Source organism: Nesterenkonia alba DSM 19423 (genome assembly GCF_000421745.1).
Classification (GTDB): domain Bacteria; phylum Actinomycetota; class Actinomycetes; order Actinomycetales; family Micrococcaceae; genus Nesterenkonia; species Nesterenkonia alba.
Map to the genome: position 1 here is coordinate 124,343 of NZ_ATXP01000003.1, position 23,907 is coordinate 148,249.

Annotated in this window: 19 protein-coding genes and 1 tRNA gene; 5 read left to right on the forward strand and 15 right to left on the reverse strand. The window is 64.9% G+C overall.

All coding sequences use genetic code 11. The features are described from left to right. Positions 1–43: 43 nt before the first annotated feature. The 9 genes from mraY to dinB form a co-directional block, all read right to left on the reverse strand. Positions 44–1,147: a phospho-N-acetylmuramoyl-pentapeptide-transferase gene (mraY, locus tag H578_RS0103510; RefSeq protein WP_022872320.1), complete on the reverse strand. Its 1,104-nt coding sequence runs from the start codon at positions 1,145–1,147 to the stop codon at positions 44–46. Continuing rightward, positions 1,144–2,628 (reverse strand): UDP-N-acetylmuramoyl-tripeptide--D-alanyl-D-alanine ligase, encoded by a 1,485-nt coding sequence (locus tag H578_RS0103515; protein WP_022872321.1) that lies wholly within the window; start codon positions 2,626–2,628, stop codon positions 1,144–1,146. Before H578_RS0103515 ends, mraY begins: the two co-directional genes overlap by 4 nt. After that, positions 2,625–4,268 carry a Mur ligase family protein gene (locus H578_RS13015; RefSeq protein WP_022872322.1) on the reverse strand — a complete coding sequence of 548 codons (1,644 nt, stop codon included), beginning with the start codon at positions 4,266–4,268 and terminating at the stop codon, positions 2,625–2,627. Before H578_RS13015 ends, H578_RS0103515 begins: the two co-directional genes overlap by 4 nt. Continuing rightward, the gene (locus H578_RS0103525) at positions 4,262–6,058 is read right to left on the reverse strand and encodes a peptidoglycan D,D-transpeptidase FtsI family protein (RefSeq protein WP_028463898.1); all 1,797 of its coding nucleotides are present in this window, start codon (positions 6,056–6,058) and stop codon (positions 4,262–4,264) included. Before H578_RS0103525 ends, H578_RS13015 begins: the two co-directional genes overlap by 7 nt. Positions 6,059–6,157: 99 nt before the next feature. Next, the gene (gene ftsL / locus H578_RS0103530) at positions 6,158–6,802 is read right to left on the reverse strand and encodes a cell division protein FtsL (protein ID WP_022872324.1); all 645 of its coding nucleotides are present in this window, start codon (positions 6,800–6,802) and stop codon (positions 6,158–6,160) included. Next, positions 6,799–7,803, reverse strand: a complete 1,005-nt coding sequence (gene rsmH / locus H578_RS0103535) for a 16S rRNA (cytosine(1402)-N(4))-methyltransferase RsmH (protein ID WP_022872325.1) — start codon at positions 7,801–7,803, stop codon at positions 6,799–6,801. Before rsmH ends, ftsL begins: the two co-directional genes overlap by 4 nt. A gap of 153 nt (positions 7,804–7,956) precedes the next feature. Next, positions 7,957–8,388, reverse strand: coding sequence for a division/cell wall cluster transcriptional repressor MraZ (gene mraZ / locus H578_RS0103540; RefSeq protein ID WP_028463899.1), 432 nt, complete (start codon positions 8,386–8,388; stop codon positions 7,957–7,959). 444 nt (positions 8,389–8,832) lie between these two features. Further along, entirely contained in the window at positions 8,833–9,240 is a 408-nt protein-coding gene (locus H578_RS0103545; RefSeq protein WP_022872327.1) for a DUF3040 domain-containing protein, read from the reverse strand. Between the two features lie 103 nt (positions 9,241–9,343). Beyond that, positions 9,344–10,567 carry a DNA polymerase IV gene (gene dinB / locus H578_RS13020; RefSeq protein ID WP_051130763.1) on the reverse strand — a complete coding sequence of 408 codons (1,224 nt, stop codon included), beginning with the start codon at positions 10,565–10,567 and terminating at the stop codon, positions 9,344–9,346. 11 nt (positions 10,568–10,578) lie between these two features. Between dinB and H578_RS13025 the strand changes: the two genes are divergently transcribed. Together H578_RS13025 and H578_RS13030 are read left to right on the forward strand one after the other, a co-directional pair. Beyond that, positions 10,579–11,748 (forward strand): polyprenyl synthetase family protein, encoded by a 1,170-nt coding sequence (locus tag H578_RS13025; RefSeq protein WP_022872329.1) that lies wholly within the window; start codon positions 10,579–10,581, stop codon positions 11,746–11,748. A gap of 81 nt (positions 11,749–11,829) precedes the next feature. After that, positions 11,830–13,263, forward strand: coding sequence for a protein kinase domain-containing protein (locus H578_RS13030; protein ID WP_022872330.1), 1,434 nt, complete (start codon positions 11,830–11,832; stop codon positions 13,261–13,263). A gap of 60 nt (positions 13,264–13,323) precedes the next feature. Here H578_RS13030 and H578_RS0103565 read toward each other — a convergent pair whose 3' ends face one another. From H578_RS0103565 to H578_RS13040, 4 genes are all read right to left on the reverse strand, one after another. After that, positions 13,324–14,751 (reverse strand): class II 3-deoxy-7-phosphoheptulonate synthase, encoded by a 1,428-nt coding sequence (locus H578_RS0103565; RefSeq protein ID WP_022872331.1) that lies wholly within the window; start codon positions 14,749–14,751, stop codon positions 13,324–13,326. A gap of 73 nt (positions 14,752–14,824) precedes the next feature. Then, positions 14,825–16,723, reverse strand: a complete 1,899-nt coding sequence (locus H578_RS13035; RefSeq protein ID WP_022872332.1) for an AMP-dependent synthetase/ligase — start codon at positions 16,721–16,723, stop codon at positions 14,825–14,827. A gap of 64 nt (positions 16,724–16,787) precedes the next feature. Beyond that, positions 16,788–17,162 (reverse strand): hypothetical protein, encoded by a 375-nt coding sequence (locus tag H578_RS0103575; RefSeq protein WP_022872333.1) that lies wholly within the window; start codon positions 17,160–17,162, stop codon positions 16,788–16,790. Positions 17,163–17,190: 28 nt separating this feature from the next. Next, the gene (locus H578_RS13040) at positions 17,191–17,913 is read right to left on the reverse strand and encodes an alpha/beta hydrolase (protein ID WP_022872334.1); all 723 of its coding nucleotides are present in this window, start codon (positions 17,911–17,913) and stop codon (positions 17,191–17,193) included. A gap of 69 nt (positions 17,914–17,982) precedes the next feature. Here H578_RS13040 and H578_RS0103585 point away from each other — a divergent pair, with 69 nt between their 5' ends. Further along, entirely contained in the window at positions 17,983–18,693 is a 711-nt protein-coding gene (locus H578_RS0103585; RefSeq protein ID WP_022872335.1) for a lysophospholipid acyltransferase family protein, read from the forward strand. Positions 18,694–18,775: 82 nt separating this feature from the next. Here H578_RS0103585 and H578_RS0103590 read toward each other — a convergent pair. Continuing rightward, positions 18,776–18,859, reverse strand: a tRNA-Leu gene (locus H578_RS0103590). Positions 18,860–18,992: 133 nt separating this feature from the next. Between H578_RS0103590 and hrpA the strand changes: the two genes are divergently transcribed. Then, a complete protein-coding gene (hrpA, locus tag H578_RS0103595) occupies positions 18,993–22,964 on the forward strand; it encodes an ATP-dependent RNA helicase HrpA (protein ID WP_022872336.1) in 3,972 nt (1,323 codons plus the stop codon). A gap of 25 nt (positions 22,965–22,989) precedes the next feature. Here the strand turns inward: hrpA and H578_RS0103600 are convergent, their stop codons facing one another. Then, positions 22,990–23,424 carry an HIT family protein gene (locus H578_RS0103600; RefSeq protein ID WP_022872337.1) on the reverse strand — a complete coding sequence of 145 codons (435 nt, stop codon included), beginning with the start codon at positions 23,422–23,424 and terminating at the stop codon, positions 22,990–22,992. 37 nt (positions 23,425–23,461) lie between these two features. On the opposite strand from H578_RS0103600, the gene H578_RS0103605 reads away from it, so the two are divergent. Continuing rightward, positions 23,462–23,875, forward strand: coding sequence for a Fur family transcriptional regulator (locus H578_RS0103605; RefSeq protein WP_022872338.1), 414 nt, complete (start codon positions 23,462–23,464; stop codon positions 23,873–23,875). The last annotated feature ends 32 nt before the right edge of the window (positions 23,876–23,907 follow it).

Below are 23,907 nucleotides of genomic sequence, written 5' to 3' on the forward strand. Positions count from 1 at the left end.
ACCGGGTCCCCACCGGATTCGCTTACTCGTGGGTGCTGACGCCTCATTGTGTCAGCACCCACTCGCCGTAGAAGATCGCCATGCCCAGTCCCACGGCCAGCGCGGAGATGATCCAGAAGCGGACCACCACGGTCACCTCCGGCCAGCCCTTGAGCTCGAAGTGGTGCTGCAGCGGCGCCATGAGGAAGACCCGTTGACCGCCGGTAGCTTTGAAGTAGACCACTTGGATGATGACCGAGCAGGTGATGACCACGAAGAGCCCACCGAGGATGATGAACAACAGCTGCGTCTGGGTGAGGATCGCGAATCCGGCCAGCGCTCCACCCAGAGCCAGAGAACCGGTGTCCCCCATGAAGATCTTCGCCGGAGAGGTGTTCCACCACAAGAATCCGATGAGCGCCCCGGTGATGATCGCGGCCACTACGGCCATATCCATGGGATCGCGGACCTCGTAGCAGACAGATTCAACCGCACGGGGACGCCCGCACCCCTGGTTGTACTGCCAGATGGAGATGATCGTATAGGCGGCGGTGACCATGGCGGTGGCCCCGGTGGCCAGCCCGTCGAGCCCGTCGGTGAGATTAACGGCGTTGGTCGCCGCCGTGTTGATGATGTTGGCCCAGATGATGAACAGAATCGCCGCCACCACGGGCCCGAAGAACGCGAAATCCACCACAGTGTCCCGTACAAAACTGATCGCCGTGGACCCCGGGGTTTGTCCCTGGGCGTTGGGGAACTGCAGCGCCAGCACCGCGAAGAGACCTCCGACGCCGACTTGGCCGGCGATCTTGGCCCAGGCACCCAAACCGAGGGACTGTTTCTTGGTGATCTTGGCGGCGTCGTCGAAGAACCCGACTAAGCCCATTCCGGCCATGAGCAATAGCAGAAGCATCCCACTGGCGGTGGGACCGCTGGCGGTCGTCAGCAGCACGGTAATCCCGTGCGTCAACGTGTAGGCGATGAGGACCGCGAGGATGATGACCGCCCCGCCCATGGTGGGAGTGCCCCGTTTGACGTGGTGGCTGGTGGGCCCGTCGTCACGGATGAACTGCCCGTAGCCGCGGGCCACGAGGAACTTGATGAACAGGGGGGTGCCGAGCAGCGTCAGTAGCAGACCAAGGGCAGCACCGATGACAACGGCGATCACACAGTGTCCTTCCCCTGCTCGGCGATGCGGTCGCCTAAGAGTCTAAGGCCCGCATCCCGGGAGGATTTGAACAACACGATGTCTCCGCTGCTCAGGTGCTCGTTCAACCACGCGTGGGCGGCCTCAGCATCCGGCACCCAGTGCACCTCATCGGCCCAGGACCCCTCGGCGATGGCCCCTCGGTAGAGCGGATAGGCGGTGTCGCCGACCACCAGAGTCTGATCGATGTTGAGTCGCACCACAGTCTCGCCGATCTGGGCGTGCCGGACCGCGGTCTGCTCACCGAGTTCGAGCATCCCGCCGAGCACCGCGACGGAACGGCGGAGCGGGCCTTCTGCGGGGCGGGCCAAACGAGCAAGGGTCTTCAGCGCCTCACGCATTGATTCGGGGTTGGCGTTGTAAGCATCGTTGATGACCGTCACCCCGTCAGGGCGGTCAGTACGTTCCATCCGCCACCGGCTGGCGGCGGTGAGCCCGTCAAGCCGCTCAGCGATATCAGTCGGAACCAGGCCGGCGCGCCAGGCCGCGGAGGCGGCGGCCAGCAGATTGGTGACGTGGTGGGCACCGATCAGCCCGCTGGTGATCCGGTAAGCATGGCGGTCGGCCTCGGCGTGGTCGTAGAAGACCAGCGTCAGTTCGGCGCGGCCGGTGTCGTCAAGACGGACATCCTCGGCGGCGACGGACAGGTGCTGGCTGCCTCCGACGGCTCCGGAGCCGGTGCCGAACCAGGTCACTGGCGCGTGGGCGCGCTCCGCCATGGCGGCCACCTGCGGGTCATCAGCGTTGAGGATGACGTGGGTGGACGCACATTCGGCCAGTTCCCCCTTAGTGGCGGCGATGACCTGACGCCAGTCTCCGCCGGCTTCGGCGAATTTGCCGGCGTGAGCGGAGCCGACCATGAGAACTGTCCCGATGTCCGGGCGGACCATCTCGCAGAGCTGGCGAATATTGCCCGGAGCATCGGCACCCATCTCGATGACGAGATAGCGGGTGTCCAGTTCCGCGGTGAAAACGGTCAGCGGTACTCCGACTTCCCCGTTATAAGAGCCCTGCGGGGCGATCGTGGGCGCTTCTGCGCTGAGCACAGCGGCCAGCAGATCCTTGGTGGTGGTTTTACCCGCGGAACCGGTGATTCCGATGACTGTGGTCGGTGAATGCGCCCGGATACGGGTGACGATCTCCGCGGCCAGATCCCCCATGGCGTCGACGACGTCGTCGACGAGGACAGCCGGGTGGGCGGTACCGTCTGGGGCGTGGGTCTCGCGTTCAGCCAGCACCAGGACCGCCCCGGCAGCCAGGGCGTCGTCGATGAAGTGGTGCCCATCGGTCTGCTCCCCCGGCTTGGCGATGAACAGTGCCCCCGGGCTCATCTGCCGGGAGTCAGTGTCCGCGGCGGTGACGGTCAGCCGGTGGGGGGCCTCGACGCCGCGCAGCCGCCCGGAGACGGCCTCGGCGATCTCAGCGGCGGTCAACGGGATCACGCGGTGGCCTCCTGAGTCAGCGGGGTGAAGCCGTGCCGGCGCAGCGCGGCGGCCAACTCTGTCCGGTCGTCAATGTCGACCCGCTGGCCTGCCAGGTCTTGGTGGTCTTCATGACCGCGTCCCGCCAGCAGAATGGTGTCCTCTTCCGCTGCGGCGGCGACGGCGGCTTCGATCGCCTCAGCGCGGGGACTGATCTCCTCCAACCGAGTGCTCAGCTCGCCGGTGGCGATGGCATCCCGGGCCCCTTCAAGCAGCCCGGCGCGGATCTGTGCGGGGTCTTCACCGTGTGGGTCGTCGTCGGAGATGATGACGTGATCGGCCATGCGTACTGCGATCGCACCCATCGTGGGCCGTTTACTGACATCGCGTTCTCCGGCGGCTCCGATGACCAGGATGAGCTTGCCGGTTTCCCTCCGCACAGCGCTCAGGGTACGGATCATCGCATCGGGGTTGTGGGCGAAGTCGACAATGGCTGCGGGCCGGGTGCCGATGACCTGCATCCGCCCCGGGACGGCGACGTCAAAGGGTCGTTGATCCGCCAGGGCTGTGACGACTTCTTCGCGTGTGAATTCCTGTGGTCGTTCCGGGTCAGAGGCGGCCTCCAACACCATGACCGCTGCTAGGGCCGCATTCGAGACATTGAAATCCCCAGGAAGGGCGGTGGAGGTACGGATCTGCTCTCCACTGACCCGGTGGTGCAGAGTAAAGGCTGTGCCGAGTCCCTCCGGTTCGGGGTCAAGCACCTCCCAGTGGGCTTTAACCCCAGCGGCCAAGGACCCGGGTGCCGTGGCGAGGGTAACGATCCGGCCGGTCGCCTCCGCGGCCATGCGGTGGCCCCAGGAGTCATCGACGGTGATGACTGAGGTGCGGGTACGCGCCCGGGTGAAGAGTTCAGCCTTGGCGGCGAAGTAGCCCTCCATGGTGCCGTGGAGGTCGAGGTGATCTTGGGTGAGGTTGGTGAACCCTGCGACGTCGTAGTGGAGCCCGGAGATGCGCTTATAACTGATCGCGTGGCTGGAGACTTCCATGGCCGCGGCGGCGACGTTCTTCGCACGGAAGGCATACATCAGCCCGTGGAGAGCCACCGCTTCGGGGGTGGTCATATCTGAGGCGATCCGCTCATCACCGGCGGCGATCTCGATGGTACCGATCAGTCCGGTGGACCGGCCCTTTGGCTCCAGGACGGTCCGCAGCAGGGAACGCAGGAAGTACGTGGTGGTGGTCTTACCGTTGGTGCCGGTCACCCCAAATAGTGAGGGGTCAGAGGTGGCCGTGGTGCCGTAGACCGCCGCCGCAGCGGGGCCCGCGGCATCGCGTACGGCCTGGACTTCGATGATCGGCAGGCGGTAACCGAGGGCTTCACGGGTTTTGGCCACCCCGGCCGCATCGGTCAACACCGCGGCGGCACCCCGGGAACTCACCTCCGTGATGAAATCGGCCCCGTGGGCGCGAGCCCCGGAAACCGCGACGAAGAGGTCTCCCGGCCGGGTGTCGGCGGGGCGCATGGCTGCACCGGTGAGCCGCACGGCTTCAGCCGCTGAGGAGTCGGGCGTGAGGATGGGGCTATAGCCTGCGGCGGTGAGCGCCTCAACGACCGACCCGACGTCGGCCCCGGCAGCCGCGTCGCTGCCGGTTACCACGGATAGTCCTGCCTGTCTCCCACGAAGCCATCATAGGCCTCCGAGTCCTCATTGGAGGGCGGGACCCCGTAGCTGGCCAGGGTGTGGCTCATGATCTCCTGGAACGTGTCGGTGACTTCCCAGTCGCCCCATTCCCCTTCGGGACGGTGAATGGTCACAGAGACCAAAAACTGGGGGTCTTCCACCGGGGCCATCCCGATGAAGGACTGTGTGTAGCCGTCGAAGCCTCCGGAGTCGCCTGCTGCCTCACCAGATCCGGTCTTACCGCCGACCCGGTAGCCTTCGATGGCCGCGCCGGTGCCGCTGCCGTAGTCCACTACACCTTCGAATAGCCGCATCATCTCCTCTGAGGTCTCTGAGGAGAAGACCCGTTCGGAGTCAGCGGAGAGCGAGTGTTCGCTCCCGTCGGGGTCGATGTAGGCATCCACAATGCGCAGGGGGTGTTTTACCCCGTCATTGGCAAGCATCTGGTAGAGCTGCACATTGTGCAGCACGCTGGTGGTGTAGCCCTGCCCGAACTGGGTGGTCATCGGCTGACGGGCGTCCCACTCCTCCGGCGGACGCAGGATTGATTCGGCTTCAATGCCCAGTCCGATGTCGAGCGGTTCACCGATGCCGGCCCGGCGCATCCAGTCGTAACGGGTCTGCTCGTCGAGCTCGTTGCCGATCATCACGGTGCCGGTGTTGTACGAACGGGCAAAAATCCCCGCCGCGGTCATCTCATAATCGTCATGGGGACGGGCGTTTTGGATAGTCTCGCCCGCCCAGGTCTCCCGGTACGGCACGGTGAACGCATCAGTGGGGCTGACCACACCTTCTTCCAAGGCCATTGCAAAGGTGATCGATTTGCCCCCTGAACCTGGCTCGAAGTCCTGGGTCAGGGCGATGGGACGGCGGAAGAGCTCGTCGGCGGCACCGGGATCGGCAGGGTCGACGCTCTGGGAATCGGCCATCGCCAGAATTTCGCCCTCGTGACCCTCACGGAGGTCGACCACCGTGGCGTTGCCCCACTCGGCGTTGTACTCGTTGGCTTTCTCCGCAATCGCTTCCTGAGCGAACCACTGTAAGTCGGTGTCGATGGTGAGGCGGACATCCTGGCCATCCACGGGAGGAATGTCCTCATAGGTGGCCGTGGGGATGCGGACGCCGTCGGCACCGACTTCGTAGATACGCTCGCCTTCGTCTCCGGTGAGCTGCTCATCATAGACCCGCTCGATCCCTTCGAGAGGACCATCGGCACCCAGGAACCCTACGATCGAGCCGGCGACGGGCCCGCCAGGGTAACTGCGGTCGCTGACGGGTTCGTCGAAGATGCCCGGTGCCTGCAGGGCCATCACCTCGGCGCGTACTTCCGGGGAGACACTGCGGGCGAGCACCGAGTAGTGACTGTCATCGGTCATCCGTTCCATGATCTCCTCTTCGGAGATCGGCAGGATATCGGCGAGTGCGGCAGCAGTATCCTCCACAGTGACCGGCACGTACAGGTCGAGATCCTCGTCCCAGATCCGGTAGTCATCGGTGAGACGGGGGTCGGCGACGATGTCGTAACGGTCCACACTGGTGGCGATGATCCGGCCCTGGGAATCGACGATGTCGCCACGCTCGGCAGGCAGGCTCATAGTCCTCATCCGCTCGGAGACAGCGGTCTGGGCATAGCCCTCCGGATCCAGACCCTGGACTTGGAACAGTCGACCACCCAGCAGCAGCATCATGACCAGGGCGACCACCAGTCCGATGCGCATACGGAACCTCAAGCTCCGTCGTCGCGCGGCGGCGCTGGTTGCTGCCATGGGGTTCAGGCCTTTCTGCTGATGCTCTGTGGTCGGTGTCCTCTATGGGGTGAGCGGGCGCGGATCGTCGGCACGTCCCACCGGTTCAACAGCTGCCGCTCAGTGGCGCAGCTGCGGACCCGGGATGGATCCCCCACCACTGCGGGCGGAAGAGCCGGAATCTTCAGCTGCGCTGTCATTGTCTCCGCTGGAGGGGTGGGTCAGCGTGTCCAACGCGCCGAGACCGAGCAGACCGCTCGGGGAGTCAGCCGCCTGCTGGGAGACATCCACCGCCTCACCTCCCTCAGCCGCGAGGCCGGAGGGGATCTCGACAAAATTCGTCGGGGTGGTGCCGGTTTCTGCGACCTCCGCCGTGGTCACGACTTCGCCACTGTCCAGGTCGAAGGTTCCTGCGCTGGCGGGGGCGACCATCCCTAAGCCCACCGCGGCGGTGGAGAGCGCCTGAGGAGACTGCCGGTAGTGCAACTGTTCGGTGAGCGCTTGATTCTCGTGCATGAGCTGACGGTGCTCGTTCTGCAGTTGGACCACGGTGTACTGGGAGTTGGCCACGTGGATATTGATACCGAGCACCGCCGCCAGAGCCGCAGCGAGCATGAGAAGAGCACCGGCCATCAGGCCGCGCTGGCGACGTCGTACTTTAGGCAGTGCCTTCAACGCCGGACGCGAGGCATGACGCTCGGCCGGGGTCTGGGCGGACTGGCCGAGGGTCTCCTCGTGCAGGGGCGCGACGGGAAGAACGCTCATGATGTGCTCCGGGTCATCGGTCTGATCCTCTCAGCGGCACGCAGCTTCGCGGAGGCGGCTCGCGGGTTCATGGTGAGTTCGTCCTCGGTGGGGCGCTCGGCTCCCCGGGTCAGGCTGCGGAAAGTTGGCTTGTGTTCCTGTAGCTCCACAGGCAGTCCCGCCGGCGCTGAAGAACGGGTTCTTTCGGTGAAGGCCCGCTTGACAATGCGGTCCTCCAGCGAGTGGTAGGAGAGCACGACGACGCGGCCGGCGACGTCGACAACGTCACAGGCAGCCGGAATGGCCCGCTCAAGGACGTCGAGCTCCCGATTCACTGCGATCCGCAGTGCTTGGAAGGTGCGCTTGGCTGGGTGTCCGCCGGTGCGTTTGGCGGCGGCGGGCACGGCCCGATCAACGATGTCGGCCAACTGGGCGGTGGTGGTGATGGGTCGGTGCGCGCGAGCTTCCACGATGCGGGTGGCGATCCGCGCGGCGAAGCGCTCTTCCCCGTAGTGCTTGAGGATCTCCTTCAACCGGGCTTCGGAGACCTCGGCGAGGAGTTCCGCCGCGGTGGGGTCGGTGGAATCGGCTGCGGCGTCCATCCGCATGTCCAGCGGGGCGTCGTAGGAATAGGCGAAGCCGCGTTCAGGCTCATCGAGCTGCAGGGATGAGACACCGAGGTCGAAGAGCACTCCGGCCAATGCAGAGTCCGCAGGCAGAGTCTCGGCGATCTCCCCGACCTGGTCGTAGACGGCGCGCACCGAGCTGAACCGAGTGCCGTATTCACCCAGCCGTTCTCCGGCGAGGTTGAGCGCCTGGGGGTCACGGTCGATGCCCAGAACGTGGAGGCTGCCGTCAGCCTCCAACAGAGCCTGGGTGTGACCGCCCATCCCCAGGGTGGCGTCGATCACCACGGGAGTACGACCGGTTCGGCTCACACTTGCGGTCGCCTCGGTGAGCAGTTCCACACACCGGGAGAGCATCACCGGTGTGTGCCGCTGCTGGGCTGCCCCACCCTGCATGCCAACTCCCGTCGCTGGTCTCCAAGCCGGTGCCTTGAGCCGGCTCCCCTTCCGCACCGGGCCTGCCTGACATCGGGGAAGTGAAGTCAGGTCGGTCGGTGCGGCGGGAGGGCCCGCCCAAGGCGACGTCGTCACGGTCACGGGGAGTCCTCCTTACAGAAGGCCGGGGATCGCGTCCTCGTCAGTGGCCGAGAACTCGCTCTCCTTCTCCTCCAGGTACGCGTTCCAGGCCGCACTGTCCCAGATTTCGGCGCGGTCTCCCGCTCCGATCACCGTGACCTCGCGGTCTAGGCCCGCGTATTCCCGCAGCGCGGGCGGGATGGTAATCCTGCCCTGCTTATCCGGGGTCTCGTCGGAGGCCCCGGAGAGGAACACACGGATGTAGTCGCGCGCCTGACGGGATGTCAACGGTGCTGATCTCATCTGTTCGTGAACAGCCGCGAACTGCTCCTCACTAAAGACGTAGATGCAGCGCTCCTGCCCCTTAGTCAGCACCAGCCCTTCGGCGAGCTGGTCCCGGTACTTCGCGGGCAAGATGAGCCGTCCCTTGTCGTCGAGTCGGGGCGTGTACGTGCCAAGGAACATGGCCCGCACCACCTCGTCTCATCGATCAGGTCATCCCATCGCGCTCCACTTTACTCCACTTCCCCCCACTTTCAAACCACAGAATGCCCCTCGAGGGCCGATAAGGCAGCAGGGCCACCCAGAGATCCGCCACACATCATCCGGAATATCCTTCTGACCTGCAGAAATGCATGGTTCTCCCCGGAGTGATCCCGGGTGGTGGGAAGTGGGGGGAAAGTGGAGGAGCCTGGCCAGGGCAGGGTGGTCAAGCCGATGCAGGAGCGGTTTCAGACCGCGTCAATCAGCCGATGCAGAGCTATGCGGTAGCTCGTGGTGGAGGAAAGTGGTGGCCAACCTCAAGGCCTTCTGATGGCAGGCACCAGGATGGCCCGGACATCGGTGTCACCAACAGCAAGAACCCCCGCCCTGCAGCAGGACGGGGGTTCTTGCATGATGTGGTGGGACTTAGGGCTGCTGGCGCCGCTGCTCCCACTTCTCCTCAAAGCTGGCCATAAACGAGGAACCGGAAGGACTTGGGGCGGAGCTGCGAGGTCCGGATCCTCCACCGCCACTGCCGGGACCTGAAGGGCCCTGACCATTGTCACTGCTGCGCCCTCCGCCGGTAGTGGCGAAGTAGGCACCTGCACCCATCAGGAGGAATCCGACAATCCCGACGGGGATCCACTGCTGGTAGATACTGAAGACAAGGACGCCGATCCCCACCAGGGCGACTAAGAGCCCGAGGACGAGATTGCGCACGTTGAAGCGGCCAGAGGCGGGTTCCTGCAATGAGCTGGCGAAACCCGGATCCTCGGTCTGAAGCTGTTCCTCCAGCTCCTTCAGCAGCCGCTGTTCGCGCTCCGACAGTGGCATCGTGACGCTCCTCGCGTGGGGTTCATGGTCTTGGGGAACCAGTCTATCCTGACCAGCCGCTGGTCACATAGCCCACCCCAGAGAACACGGATGGAACTCCCAGTCAGTGACCAGCTTCACCTGTGGGTGAATCGGTGTCCTCAGTCCGGGGCCCGTGACGCCGGCGCAGCACAGAGGCGGGGGCCAGAGCCGCATGGGGGAACCGCTGGGAGACTGCGTCGAGGGCCCGTTCGGCATCAGCCCAGGAGTCTTCGTGGGCATCGATGCTTAACTGCACTGTGCCGTCTGCACCGTGGAGGCGCTCGGCTCGCAGTCCGAGCAGACGCACAGGTTGGGGCCGCTGTCCCAGGCTGGTCAGCAGTCCCATCACGGCATGGTGCAGCACGGGGGCCGACTGGGTGGGATGGCGCAGGGTGCTTGTCCGCGTCACGGTGCTGAAGTCTCGCCACCGTAGTTTCAGGCTCACAGCTTCAGCGGTGAGCCCAGCGGCGCGCAGCCGTGCAGCGACCCGGTGTGCCAAATGAAGCAGTTCGGCGGAAAGATCATCATCTTCGGTGAGGTCCTCGGCGAAGGTCTCCTCGGCGCCGATGCTCTTTTCTTCTCGCACTGGGGTCACAGCCCTTGGGTCGTGGCCCCAGGCAAGCTGGTGGAGGTGCTCTCCGGTGGCCCCGAGCCGCCGGATGAGCGTCTGCCGCGGGGTGTGAGCGAGTTGTTCGACGGTGCGCAATCCCATCTGGTGCAGAGTCTCGGCAGTCTTAGGCCCCACCCCCCACAGCGCACTCACCTCCAGACGGTGGAGGAACTCAAGGCGCTGAGCCGGAGGCACAATGAGTAACCCGTCCGGCTTGGCCTGGGTGGATGCGATCTTGGCGATGAATTTGCGGTCGGCGATGCCCACTGAAGCCGGCAACCCAAACCGTTCCCTGATCTCAGCGCGAATCCGGCGGGCCATCTGTTGCGGGGGGCCCAGCCGACGGACAGCTCCGGTGAGGTCCAGGAAAGCCTCATCGACGCTGAGCTGTTCCTTCACCGCAGTGAGCGTATCGAAGTAGCTCATGATCGCTGCAGAGAGTTCACGGTAGCGCGACATCTGAGGTGGCAGGACCACGGCCTCCGGGGACATCTGTTGGGCTCTGCTCAACGGAATGGCCGAACGCACCCCGTCGGCGCGGGCTTCGTAGGAGGCCGAGAGCACCACCGAGCGACCGCCTTCGGCCGCCACGATGATCTTTCGCCCGCGCAGCTGCGGTTTGTCCAGCAGTTCCGCTTCCACGTAGAAGGCGTCCATATCCACGTGAGCGATGATTGGCGCACGCGCAGAACCCATAGGATCAGACTATGCCGAGCCCCCGAGAAGCACCGCGTCCCCTCCGCTGCGCTGAGGCCTCCACCGCTGAACAAGCGCTTCTGGCCCATCGGCGGGAACAGAATGATTTCATCACCGAGGTCAACAGGACGTTGGAACGTTTTCTGACCGACAAACGCGATCAGATGACCCGGATCGACCCGCAAGCCGCTCCTCTGGTCGATGCGCTGTTGGCGTTGACTGCCGGTGGGAAGAAGCTGCGGCCAGTACTGGCCCGCATCGGGTGGCGAGCTGCCGGCGGCACAGACGAGTACCGTACTGCGGTGCGGTGGCTCGGCACCGCACTGGAACTGTTCCAGGCGGCTGCATTGGTCCACGACGACGTCATCGACCGCTCAGCGACCCGCCGTGGTCAGCCAAGCACCCACCGCCGGTTTGAATCCCTGCACGCCGAGGCGGAACTCTCCGGCGATCGGAACCACTTCGGCACCACGGGGGCGATCCTCTCCGGTGATCTGGCCCTGGCCTGGGCACAAGAAAGCTACGCACTCGCCGAGCAGCACAGTCCGGCCAGAGCACCTCAGGCCCCCCGTGCGGCGTTTCACCGCATGCACACCGAGGTCATCACCGGCCAGTACCTCGATGTACTCGCCGAGGTCTCCCCCGCTGCGGAGACCGAAGCCGAGGCACTTCGCCGAGCGCGCAGTGTCTTGACGTATAAGGCCGCCAAATACTCCACCCAGTATCCAGTGGTGATGGGCGCGGGCCTGGCTGGGGCTCCCCCGGAGCTGTGTACAGCTTTGGGTTCCGCTTCCCTGCCGCTGGGTCTGGCCTTCCAATTACGCGACGACATCCTCGGGGTCTTCGGCGACCCGGAGATCACCGGCAAACCCGTCGGAGACGACCTGCGGGAGGGCAAGCGCACTGAGCTCATCGCCTATGGGCTCCACCGCGCCAGCCCAGCGGAGGCCCGTCGCCTGGAAACCATGCTCGGTGATCCGCACTTAAGCGAGGATGAGGTCGCTGTGGCCCGCGAAATTCTCACCACCTCCGGAGCCCTGACCGCCGTGGAGTCTCAGATCGAACAGCTGACCGAGGACTCGGCCACCGCACGGGCCCGCTTGAGCGACCTGGGGGTCAGCAGCGAGGTGCTCACCGAATTCACCGAGGTGGCCGCACGGTTGACGGCCCGCAGTTCGTAAGCCCTTGACCCGCACTCCGCCCCCAGCCTTCGCCACAGGAACACTATCCAGCTTCCCGGCCCCGTTGGGTACCCTAGGCGGGTGACTGCTGAGGAGACGTGGCTGGGTTCCACCATCGATGGGCGCTACCGCATTGAGGAGCGCATCGCCCGCGGTGGGATGTCCACGGTCTACCGAGCCCGGGATGAACGGCTGAACCGCGATGTCGCTGTGAAGGTGCTGTTCCCCCATATGGCCGAGGACCACAAGGTGGTGCAACGGTTCGAGCAGGAGGCGAAGAACTCCGCACTGATCTCCCACCCCAATGTGGTGCAGGTACTAGACCAGGGACAGACCCGTGAGACCGCCTACATGGTCATGGAATACGTGCCGGGGGTGACACTACGCACACTGCTGAAGCGGGGTCCCATGACCCCTCGACTGGCCTTGGCATATGCGGAGTCGGTGTTGGCCGGGTTGGCTGCAGCCCACCGGGCCGGGCTGGTCCACCGAGACATCAAACCGGAAAACGTCCTGGTCGCCTCCGATGGTCAGATCAAGCTGGCCGATTTCGGTCTGGCGCGGGCAGCCACTCACCATTCGGGCACCTCTACCCTCATGGGCACTGTGGCCTACATCGCCCCTGAGCTGCTCTCCGGGGAAGGCTCTGACGAGCGTGGCGATATCTACGCGCTGGGGATTCTGATCTACGAGATGCTCACCGGGGTCCAGCCCTACACCGGTGACTCTCCCGTGCGGGTGGCGTTCCAACACGTCAACTCCACTGTGCCGGCGCCTTCAGCTTATGTTCCCGGGATGCCGGAGCCCCTCGACGAGCTGGTCCGGGAAGCAACCCGCGGTGATGCCTTGAGTCGGCCCAAGAACGCTGATGCGCTGATGGAGCTACTGCTTGAGGTGAAAGCCCGGCTCACCGATGCTCAGTTGGACTTCGCAGGTGCCATCGAGAAGCACGAACGTCTCCACGGGCGTGCTGCGGAGGATCCGGCCCCCGCCACCGCGGTGATGCCGGCTACACCCGCCCCGGACACCACAGATGAGCACGACGACGCCGCCACGGAGCAGGGCGAAGAAACCGTCACCCTCCATGAAGAGTTCCCCACCGCCGACGACGCCGACCCGTGGGACGAGGATGTCACCGAAGCGCTCGGGGCGGCCAAAGCGGCACCCCGCCCCCGGGCTCCGGAACCCCGCACGGCATCCCTGGCCGTGGATGAACGGCAGACAGTGGCCGAGGTTCCTCAGGTCCCCCTGGGGCGGCTCAGTGTGCAGGACGAGGAGACCTCACCCCAGGAGGTTGCGCCCTCGCGGCTACGGGGTGATCCGGGGTCTGCGAGCAAGAAAGCCCGTCAGCGTCCCACTGTGGAACTGGCGGGACCGACGCCGACGAAATCGTGGATCGCGGTTGCAGTGCTCGTCATCGTCCTGGCCGTGGTGATGCTCATCGCCTATCAGCTGGGGATCAGCAGCTCGATCATTCCCAGCCTCGGCGGAGGCGGAGAGCAGCCCGACCCCTAGGAGCTGTGGCCCTCACCTACTCCCTGGGTGGTGGGTCTAGGGTGGCCACGGGGTGGGTGCTCAGGTCACCCGAGTCAGGGACTCGGCGACTAAAAAGGCCAGTTCCAGGGACTGTTTGTGGTTCAGCCGGGGGTCAACCAGCGACTCGTAGCGGGCGTCGAAGGCGGATTCGTCAATGACGTCGGAGCCGCCCAGGCACTCGGCGACGTCGTCGCCGGTCATTTCCACATGCATACCGCCTGGGTAGGTTCCTGCTGCGGCGTGCACCTCGAAGAACCCGCGCACTTCGTCCATGATGTCGTCGAAGCGGCGCGTCTTATACCCGTTCTGAGCGGTGATGGTATTGCCGTGCATCGGGTCAGTGACCCAGACAACCTTGGCTCCGGAGTCCCGGACCGCTTCCACCAGTGGCGGCAGCTTCTGGCGAATGTTCTTCGCGCCCATCCGTGAGATGAGGGTGAGGCGTCCCGGCTCACGATGGGGGTCGAGTTTGTCGATGAGCGCTAGAACGGTCTCCGGCGTCGTCGTCGGCCCCAATTTGACGCCGATAGGGTTGCGGATCCGGGACATGTAGTCCACGTGGGCGCCGTCGAGGTCCCGGGTGCGCTCCCCGACCCACACGAAGTGACCGCTGGTGATGTAGGGGTGCCCGGTGCGGGAGTCGATGCGAGTCAGGGCACGCTCGTAGTCCAGCAGTAACGCCTCGTGAGCGGTGTAGAACTCGGTGCGCTTCAGCCCCTCGAATTCCACACCACAGGCGTCCATGAACTTCACCGCACGGTCGATTTCCCCGGCGATCTGCTCGTAGCGGGCGTGGGCCGGGTTCTCCATGAAGCCTTTATTCCACTGCTGGACGGCACGCAGGTCGGCGAATCCGCCTTCGGTGAAGGCCCGGATGAGGTTCAACGTGGAGGCGGACTTATGGTAAGCGGTGACCATCCGCTTGGGGTCGGGGATACGGGCTTCTTCGGTAAAGTCGAAATCGTTGACGATCTCCCCGCGGAAGCTCGGCAGGGTCACCCCATCACGGGTCTCCATGTCGGAGCTGCGGGGTTTGGCGTACTGGCCAGCCATCCGTCCCATTTTCACCACTGGCAGGGAGGCTCCGTAGGTCAGGACCACGGCCATCTGAAGGATAGTCTTCACCTTCGCGGAGATCCGGTCGGCAGTGGCGTCCTTGAAGGTCTCGGCACAGTCCCCACCCTGGAGCAGGAAGGCCTCACCCTCGGCCACCCGAGCCAGCCGACGCTTGAGCTTATCGACCTCTCCGGCGAAGACCAGCGGCGGGTTGGCCGAAAGCTGCTCGAAGGCGGAGTCGAAGTCAGGGTGGTTCTGCCAGTCCGGCTGCTGCTTCAGCGGCAGCTCACGCCAGGTGTCGAGGCCCGGATACTCGGCCGCACCGGTGTGGAGGATCTCTCCGGGTGCGGTCAACGGGGTCTCGGTACGCGGGGTATCGCCACGCGGCGTCTCTGCTGCAGTCACCCCCATAGGGTAAGCCGAGCTGCCGCGCTGGCCGAAATGAGGTTAACGGGCTTCCGGATGCTGGAAGCTCTCAGGCGATTCAGCGCTCCTGGTGCCGGCGGTCGTGGATCTCCTTGACGAGCCGGTCACGCGCTGCACTGGCCCGCTCCCGGGCTGCTGTGGCCCGGGCATAGAGCCGGTCGACCACGGTGTGGAAATCACGCATGATTTCCTCGCGGCGGATCTTCAGTGAGGGTGTCAGGTGCCCGGAATCGATGGTGAAGTCCTCGGCGAGCACGGTGAACTCTCGGATGGATTCGGCCTGCGAGACGCTCTGGTTGACGTCGTCGATGACCCCTTGGAGGTGTTCCACAATGGCGGGGTGTTCGACGAGCTGCTCCATGGGAGTCTGCGGGTCGATTCCATGACGTTCACACCACCCGCCGATCGCCTCGGAGTCCAAGGTGAGCATGGCAGCCACGAAGGGCCGACCCTCCCCGACGACGACGGCTTGGGAGACGAGGATGTCGGCGCGAATGGCGTCTTCAAGCTGGGCCGGTGACACGTTCTTGCCTGCGGCGGTGACAAGGATCTCTTTCTTCCGTCCAGTAATGCGCAGCCGGCCTACCTCGTCCAGCTCCCCGAGGTCCCCGGTACGGAACCAGGGTTCCCCACCGTCGTCCGCCTCGACAAACGACTCAGCGTTGGCCTGCTCATTATTGAAGTAGCCACGGAAGACGCAGGTGCCGCGAACCAAGATTTCGCCGTCGTCGTCGATTCTGACGGCGTTGCCCGGCAGCGGAGTGCCCACGGTGCCGATGCGGTAGAGCTCCGGGAGGTTACCGGCCACCGGAGCGGTGGTCTCAGTCAACCCGTAGCCTTCGATGATCTGGATACCGATGCCGTGGAAGAAGTGCCCGAGTCGTTCCCCCAGCAGAGACCCGCCGGAGAAGGCGTGGGTGACATTGCCGCCCATGCGTTTGTGCAGTTTGGAGTAGACCAGCCGAGCGAAGATGGCGTGCTTGGCGCGTAAGCGCAGCGGGACGGAGCCTTCCGCAGTGGCTCGGGACCAGTCGATGGCGGCATTGGCCGCGGAGGCGAAGATCCGCCCCTTGCCTTCGGCCTCTGCTTTCAATGCCGCGCCGTTGTAGATCTTCTCGAAGACCCGAGGCACACCGAGCAGGAAGGTCGGCCGGATCACGCCGAGGTCGTCGACGAGTTGCTTGATGTCCGAGGTATGCGCCACCCGTCCCCCGGCGGCAACGAAGATCACCGAGACGAAACGCGCGAAGACATGTGCCATGGGCAGAAAGAGCACCGTGGAGGAGTCCTTGCCGATGATCCCGTCCACGGCCGCGAGGGTTTGCAGACAGTGTTCGGCGAAGTTGCCGTGGGTGAGTTCGCAGCCCTTGGGACGCCCGGTGGTTCCGGAGGTGTAGATGAGGGTGGCGAGGTCCTTCAGCCCGGCCGCACTGCGGCGGGAGGCAACCTCGGCGTCATCGACCTCTGCCCCGGCGGTGCGCAGTGTGCCGAGGTCTCCCCCGGTGATGGAGAAGATGTCCTCCACCCCGGTGATGTTCTCCCGGTCGATAGCCTCCAGCACGGACTGCCGGTGGGCGTCCTTTTCCACGATGACGGTGCGCGCCCCAGAATCGGAGAGAATCCATGCGATCTGGGATGGTGAGGAAGTTTCGTAGATCGGCACGCTGATCGCGCCGGCATACCAGATGGCAAAGTCGATCAGTGCCCACTCGTAGCGGGTGGCGGACATGATGGCCACCCGGTCCCCGGGGGCTACCCCGGTGGCGATGAGCCCTTTGGCCACACGCACCACGTCGTCACGGAATTCCCCGGCGGTGATGTCCTCCCATTGACCGGGGCGCTGCTGCACCGTGTAGAGGATATTGTCCGGGTCCTGGTTCGCCTGGTCGGCGAGCAGGTCGGTGATGTTGGTGTCGGGGTCGACCTCGACCGCTGGGGGGGTGGAGATCTCGCGCACCGGGGGTTCCTCCTCGTGAGTGTGGGACAGGGACTGGACTCAGGCGGTGGGGTTCATGCGATCGTCATACTTGAGCACCATCACCTGTGGTGGGGCGTTTCGACGGCATCTGCAGGAACAAGATGATGAGGCCGAGCACGGCTGCACCGATCAGCGCCGGAGTGGTCCAGGAGGGGAAGCTCACCGGCAGGAACGGGAAGATGACCAGGGCCAGAATCGCGGCAATGACCAGGAACCAGCCCAGTACGACCCCAGGTTTAGCTCCAGCAAGCGGGTTCTTGGGGTTGGGCGGAGTGAAGTCGTCTTCTTCCTCCGGCACGGTGTAGTCCCGCGGGCCACGGCCGGAGGGGCCGCGCGGGGCCGGCCCTCGGCTCACCGGGCGGGCCTGTCCGCGGCGGCTGAAGATCGCGCTCGGTTCGTCGTCGCGTCGTTTGTTCATAGGGGAAGAATACCGGCAGGCCTGGAATTCAGGCAGAGTGGCTGCGTTCGGCGAGGAATCTGGTGATACGCCGGGTCAGCAGTTCGGCGTCCTCATCGAGGGTGGCCACGTGCTGACTGCGGCGCAAGATGACCTCGGTGAGCTGCTCCGGAGACAGGGCTTTCTTCAACACCTGCGCAGAGGCGGAGCCCAGGACATTGTCCCGGGGTGAGCGCAGCAGCAAGACGGGTGTGCCATCGGCGGCCAGTCGGGGCAGGCTAGCCCGGGCGGTGGTCAAGATGTGGTCTAGTGCTACCACTGCGCGCACCGGAGTCACCGGGTAGGCCTCTTCGGCGACGCCGGGTTTCGCGATGTCCCCGGCAATGGCGGGCAGGGTGGGTTTGATGGGGGCGAGCAGACGGGCCGCAGTCGCCGTGCCGCGGCGCAGCCGCAGGGCCGGGTTGATGACGGCTGCCCCGCGGAGCTGGTGTTCGGCAGCGATGTGTAGTGCCAGCGCCCCGCCCATGGACAGCCCCACCGGCACCACCGTGGCGCAGCGTTCGGCGAGCCGGTGGTAGGCCTCATCGACAGCGGAGAGGATCGTGCCGGCCTCGGTGGCGGCCAGGTCTCGCCAATGGGTGCCGTGCCCGGGCAGCAGGGGAACCTCTGCATCGAAACCGGCGGCACGTACCGCCTCAGCGACCGGTTCCACCGAGGCGGTGGTGGAGGTGAAACCGTGGACGATGAGCGCGCCTGTGCTGCTGTTCACCATGTGTTCACTTTAGGGTCTCTACAGTTGTGGCTGAACACGTGATCCGGCGTGCTGGCAGAGAGGACACCTGTGACCAACGCTTTCTACGTCAACGCGAAGCGCTTTCTGGTCGGCCCGGTGGTGAATGCAACCTTCCGCCCCTGGGTGAAGGGACTGGACAATATTCCCACCGAGGGCGGGGCGATCCTGGCGGCGAACCACATGTCCTTCTCCGATTCGGTGTTCATCCCTGTGGTGGTTCCCCGCCCGGTGCGTTTCCTCGCCAAGGATGACTACTGGAAGGGTCAGGGGTTCTCCGGAGCGTGGACCCGGTGGTTTTTCGGTATTACCGGGCAGATTCCGATGGATCGTTCCGGCGGACAGGCCTCGGCGGATTCCTTGGCGCATGGGGAGCAGGCGCTGCGCAATGGGGACCTGTTGGGGATCTACCCGGAGGGCACCCGTAGCCCGGATGGGCGGTTGTATCGCGGCAAGCTCGGGGTCGCCAAGCTGGCCCTGCGCGCCCAGGTGCCGGTGATTCCCATGGCACTGATCGGCACAGATAAGGTCCAACCCATTGACCGGCACATCCCCCGGATCCGGCGAGTGGGGCTCATCATCGGTGAACCGATGCACTTTGACGCTTATTACGACGTCGCCGAGGACCGATTCGCCCAGCGGAAGGTCACCGACGAGATCATGTATCAGATCATGCGTCTGTCCGGACAAGAGTACGTGGACGTCTACGCTTCAGAGGTTAAACAGCAGATGGCCGAGGAGGCCAAGAAGAACCGAAAGTAGCCGGCAGTCCCCCTGGGGCCTAGACCAAGAACGATGAATGCCCCTGACCGGCTTTCCCCAGGTCAGAGGCATTCATCCGCTGTGCGCGAGGGGGGACTTGAACCCCCACGCCCGTGAAGGCACTGGCACCTGAAGCCAGCGCGTCTACCAATTCCGCCACTCGCGCAGATCGAGGCTCATTCCGAACCTCTAGGAGCTGAAAACAGCGAGAACTACTGTAACCCGGAACGCCACCGCACGCCTAATCGACAGCCTCGGCCGCAGTGGGTCAGCAGGCATCCCGCTATAGTCGGATAGCTATGCCTACCGAGCCACGCGCGCACCCGGGGTACACCGCTGAGGATCTCAACTACCCCGAGCACCTGCCGGTCACCGCGGAACGAGAGTCCATCCTCACCGCATTGGCCGAACACCAGGTGGTCGTCGTCGCCGGTGAGACCGGCTCAGGCAAGACCACCCAGCTGCCCAAGATGCTGCTGGAGCTGGGGCTGGCCGACCGGGGCATAATCGGGCACACCCAGCCCCGCCGGCTAGCGGCCCGCTCAGTCGCCGAACGCCTCGCCGAAGAACTGGGAACCACCATCGGGGACGCGGTCGGCTACCAGGTCCGGTTCACCGCCGAGGTCAGTGCGGACACCGCGGTCAAACTCATGACCGATGGGATCCTGCTTGCAGAGATCCAGCGGGATCCTCTGCTGCGCAAGTACTCGGCCATCATCATTGATGAGGCCCATGAACGCAGCCTCAACATCGACGTCATCCTCGGCTATCTCAAACGCATCCTGCCTCAACGGCCTGATCTGAAAGTCGTGGTCACCTCCGCGACCATCGACCCGGAGCGTTTCGCCCACCACTTCAGCCAGCAGAACACCTCCGAAGGACCCCTGCCGGACGATGTTCCCATCATCGAGGTCTCCGGGCGCACGTATCCGGTGGAGATCCGGTACCGCCCGGTGGTTGATGAGGATGACGACGACGCCGAGGAGCGTGACCTCCTCGATGCGGTCAGTGACGCCGTCGTCGAACTCGCCGAGGAACCCCAAGGTGACATTCTGATCTTCTTCCCCGGCGAACGGGAGATTCGCGACGCCGCCGAAGCGCTCCGTGAAACCACCAGCGGGCACCGGAGGTTACAGAACACCGAGATCCTGCCTTTATTCGGACGGCTCTCCCTGGCGGAGCAGAAACGCGTCTTCACCCCAGGCGGCCGGCGGCGCATCGTGCTGGCCACCAATGTGGCTGAGACCTCCCTGACCGTGCCGGGGATCAAATACGTCATTGACACCGGCACCGCGCGAATCTCCCGCTACTCCACCCGCACCAAGGTCCAGCGACTACCTATCGAGCCGATCAGCCAGGCCAGCGCCAACCAGCGCGCCGGCCGGTGCGGACGGACCTCCGACGGTATCTGCATCAGGCTCTACAGCGAGGAGGACTTCCTCGCCCGTCCGGAATTCACCGACCCGGAGATCCTGCGCACCTCACTGGCCAGTGTGCTGCTGCAGATGTCAGCCATGGGCATCACCGAGACCCCTCAGCAGCTGATGGACTTCCCCTTTGTGCAGAAGCCCGACGCCCGGGCCGTCAACGACGCGGTGCGTCTACTCACCGAGCTCGGTGCTCTCTCCTCTCGGGGCAAGGTCACCGCCACTGGGCGCTCATTGGCGCAGCTGCCCGTGGATCCGCGGCTGGGCCGGATGATGGTCGAGGCCTCGCGCCGCGAGTGCCTCACCGAGGTCACGGTTCTGGCGGCGGCGCTGTCCATCCAGGATGTCCGGGAGCGGCCCACCGAGCACCGGCAGACCGCCGATGAGTTCCACCAACGGTTCGCCGATGAGAACTCTGACTTCTCCGCGCTGCTGAACCTGTGGCGCTACATTGGCCGCCAGCAGGCCGAGCTCTCCTCCTCGGCGTTCCGTCGCCTGTGCCGCCGGGAGTACCTCAACTGGCTCCGGATCCGCGAATGGCAGGATCTGGTCACCCAGCTGGGTGAATTAGCACAGCAGGCCCATCTGACCACACGCCGCATCCGGTGGCGGGACACCATTGACCCGGTGGGGCGGCACGAGGCGGTTCATCAGTCCCTGCTGTCCGGACTGCTCAGCCACATCGGTCTCTACAACCCGCGGACGCGTGACTACCAAGGCGCCCGGGGTACCCGCTTCGCCGTGTTTCCCGGCTCGGGTCTGTTCAAGAAGAACCACGACCTCATCATGGCCGCGGAGCTGGTGGAGACTTCCCGGCTGTGGGCGCGGACCTGCGCGACCATCGACCCCGCCTGGGCGGAGCAGGTCGGTGCTCACCTCATCAAACGCAACCATTCGGATCCGGTGTGGAGCTCGAAACGGGGTGCTGTGGTGGCCACCGAGCGGGTCACGCTCTTCGGAGTGCCGGTCATCGCCGACCGTACGGTGCTCTTCGCGACAGTGGACCCCGCCTTCGCGCGCGAGGAGTTCATCCGCCGTGCTCTGGTCGAAGGCGACTGGAACACCCGGCACCACTTCGATAAGCGCAACCGCCAGCGGATCGCTGAGGCTGAGGAACTCCAGGAACGCGCCGGACGTCGCGATCTTCTGGCAGAGGACCACGTCCTCGCCCGATTCTTCGCCGAACGGATTCCTGAACACATCACCTCCCAACGGGCTTTCGACGCCTGGTGGAAGAAACAGCGGCACCACACCCCTGAACTGCTCGATCTCCCTGAAGAGGTCCTGTACAAACCTGCCGCCGAGCAGGTGGACCTCGAGCAGTTTCCGGCCACCTGGGATCATGACGGGCTCGCCCTGGAACTGACCTACGCCTATGAAGCCGGGGTCACTGTCCGGGTGCCACTGGTCTTCCTCAACCAGTTGGACCCCGCACGTTTCGAATGGTTCATCCCGGGCCGGCGCACCGAGATGATCACCGCACTGATCCGCGCGATGCCCAAACAGTTGCGGCGCAACTTTGTGCCCGCTCCGGATGTGGCCACCCAGGCCCGCACCGTGCTGGAGGACCAGTACGACGCCGGTCGGGAGCCTTTCCGCCCCGCCCTCGCCCGAGTGCTGCGAGAGTTGAAAGGCATCCCGGTCACCGCCGAGGACGTACCAGTGGACAAGCTTCCGGAGCATCTGCGCTTCACCTTCGCCGTGGTCAGCGAGAAAGGGCGTGTGCTGGAGACCAGCGAACATTTGTCCCAGGTGCAGGAGCGCTTTGCCGGTCAAACCCGCGAGGCGATCCAACGCTCGGTCACCAGTGGCAGCGCATCCCGACCACTACCCGATGACGGTCGTACCACCACCGCCTCCCCCGGCGCCGACTCGCCAGCCCCGGAGCCGGGTGCCTCTTCTGCAGCCGGGCAAGGCGTAGACCTGAGTCTGCGCCATCAGAGGACATGGAGCTTCGGGGAGATCCCGCGGGCTGTCAGCAGCACCGTGGCCGGTCGTGAGGTCACCGGCTATCCTGCTCTCACCCCGGAAACAGGCGAACAGACTGACCGCACCACCGGCCAGGGGGCCAACACCGCTGACGGGGTGCGTCTGACCATCACCGGCTCAGAAGCCGAGCAATACAGAACCCACCGGCGTGGCGTCGTCGTGCTCTTACGCCATGTGCTGCCCTCGCCCCACCAGTACGTGGTGGACCACCTCAGTAACCGGGAGCGACTAGCCTTCGGTCAGTTCGCCTCCGCGGAGGACATCGTCACCGAGGCCACCACGGCTGCCCTGGATCACCTGGTGCCAGATGAATTGCCTTACACTGCCGAGGCGTTCGAGCGGATCTGTCGGCATGCCCGAGCCGAACTGATCGAGACAGTGCTGCAGCTGACCGGAATCGTCGCCGAAGTGCTCACCCTCAGCACAGAAGTGCGCAGCCGTCTGGACGGGGTGCGCTCCCAGGCGCTGAGTGCCGCGGTGGAGGATATGCGCGCCCAGATCGACCACCTGGTCTACCCCGGGTTCATCGCAGAGACCGGGTTCGCGCAGCTAGGGCATATGCCCCGTTACCTCAAGGCGATGCTCATCCGGCTTGATCGGCTGGAGTCGGGACAGTCCCTGGGCAAGGACACCACCGATATGCAACAGATCCAGCAGCTCGAGGATGAGTACGACGCCGCCATCGATGCCGTGGGCCCTCACCGCCCAGTTCCTCGGGCCTTAGGTGAGGTGAAATGGATGCTGGAGGAACTGCGGGTGAACCTCTTCGCCCAGCAGCTGGGAACTGCTCAGACGGTCAGCGCCAAACGGGTGCGCCGAGCCCTCAAACAGGCAGGCACTGAACCTCAGCGCTAAGCCGGCTATGCGGGTGGAATGCGGCTCAGTCGCTCTCAGCGGGGACGTGGTCGGTCTCTCCCATCAGTCGCAGCGCGACCCGGAGCTTCTCAGCGGCCTCGTCCATCTTCGCTGGATCCGGGTTATCCATGGCGTTGGCGAAATCGTGATCGGCCATGGAGTTCGACGGCCAGACATGGATGTGCAGATGCGGCACCTCAAAGCCGACGATCGCCAGCCCGGCCCGTTCGGAGCCAAAGGTCTCCACCTGGGCGGTGCCGATCCGGTGAGCCACCCGGGTCAGATGGGTGACCGTCTCGACGTCAGCATCAGTCCACTTATCCACCTCCGCCCGGGGCACCACCAGCGTGTGCCCGTAGGCCAGCGGGTTGATGGAGAGGAAGCCGACACAGGTCTCATCCGACCAGACGAAGCGCCCGGGGATCTCACCGGCGATGATCTTGGAGAACACAGTGCTCATACCGCTAGATTAACCCGACTGCTACCCTGGGGCGAGCATGAATGACACCTCCTCCGCCCCGGTCAAAGGCCGCTCTACTCGCCAGAAGAGAGCGGTCTGGGCGGCGCTGAACTCGTTAGAAGATTTCGTCTCCGCTCAGGAGCTACACCGGATCCTCACTGACCGGGGGGAGAAAGTCTCCCTGGCCACGGTCTACCGCGTGCTGCAGTCCCACCAGGAAGAAGGCCTGTTGGATGTACTGCGTCCCGACGACGGTGAGGCGATCTTCCGGCTGTGCGAGCGCACCGAACATCACCACCACCTGGTGTGCCGCAACTGCGGACTGACCGTGGAGTTCTCCGCCCCCGATGTCGAAGCATGGGCCGAGCAGCTGGCCGACAAACACCAGTTCACCGATGTTCGGCACACTCTGGAGATCTTTGGCCTCTGCGCCAAGTGCACTGCGGCCTAACCGAGGGGCACGCGCATCCGGGACAGCGATCC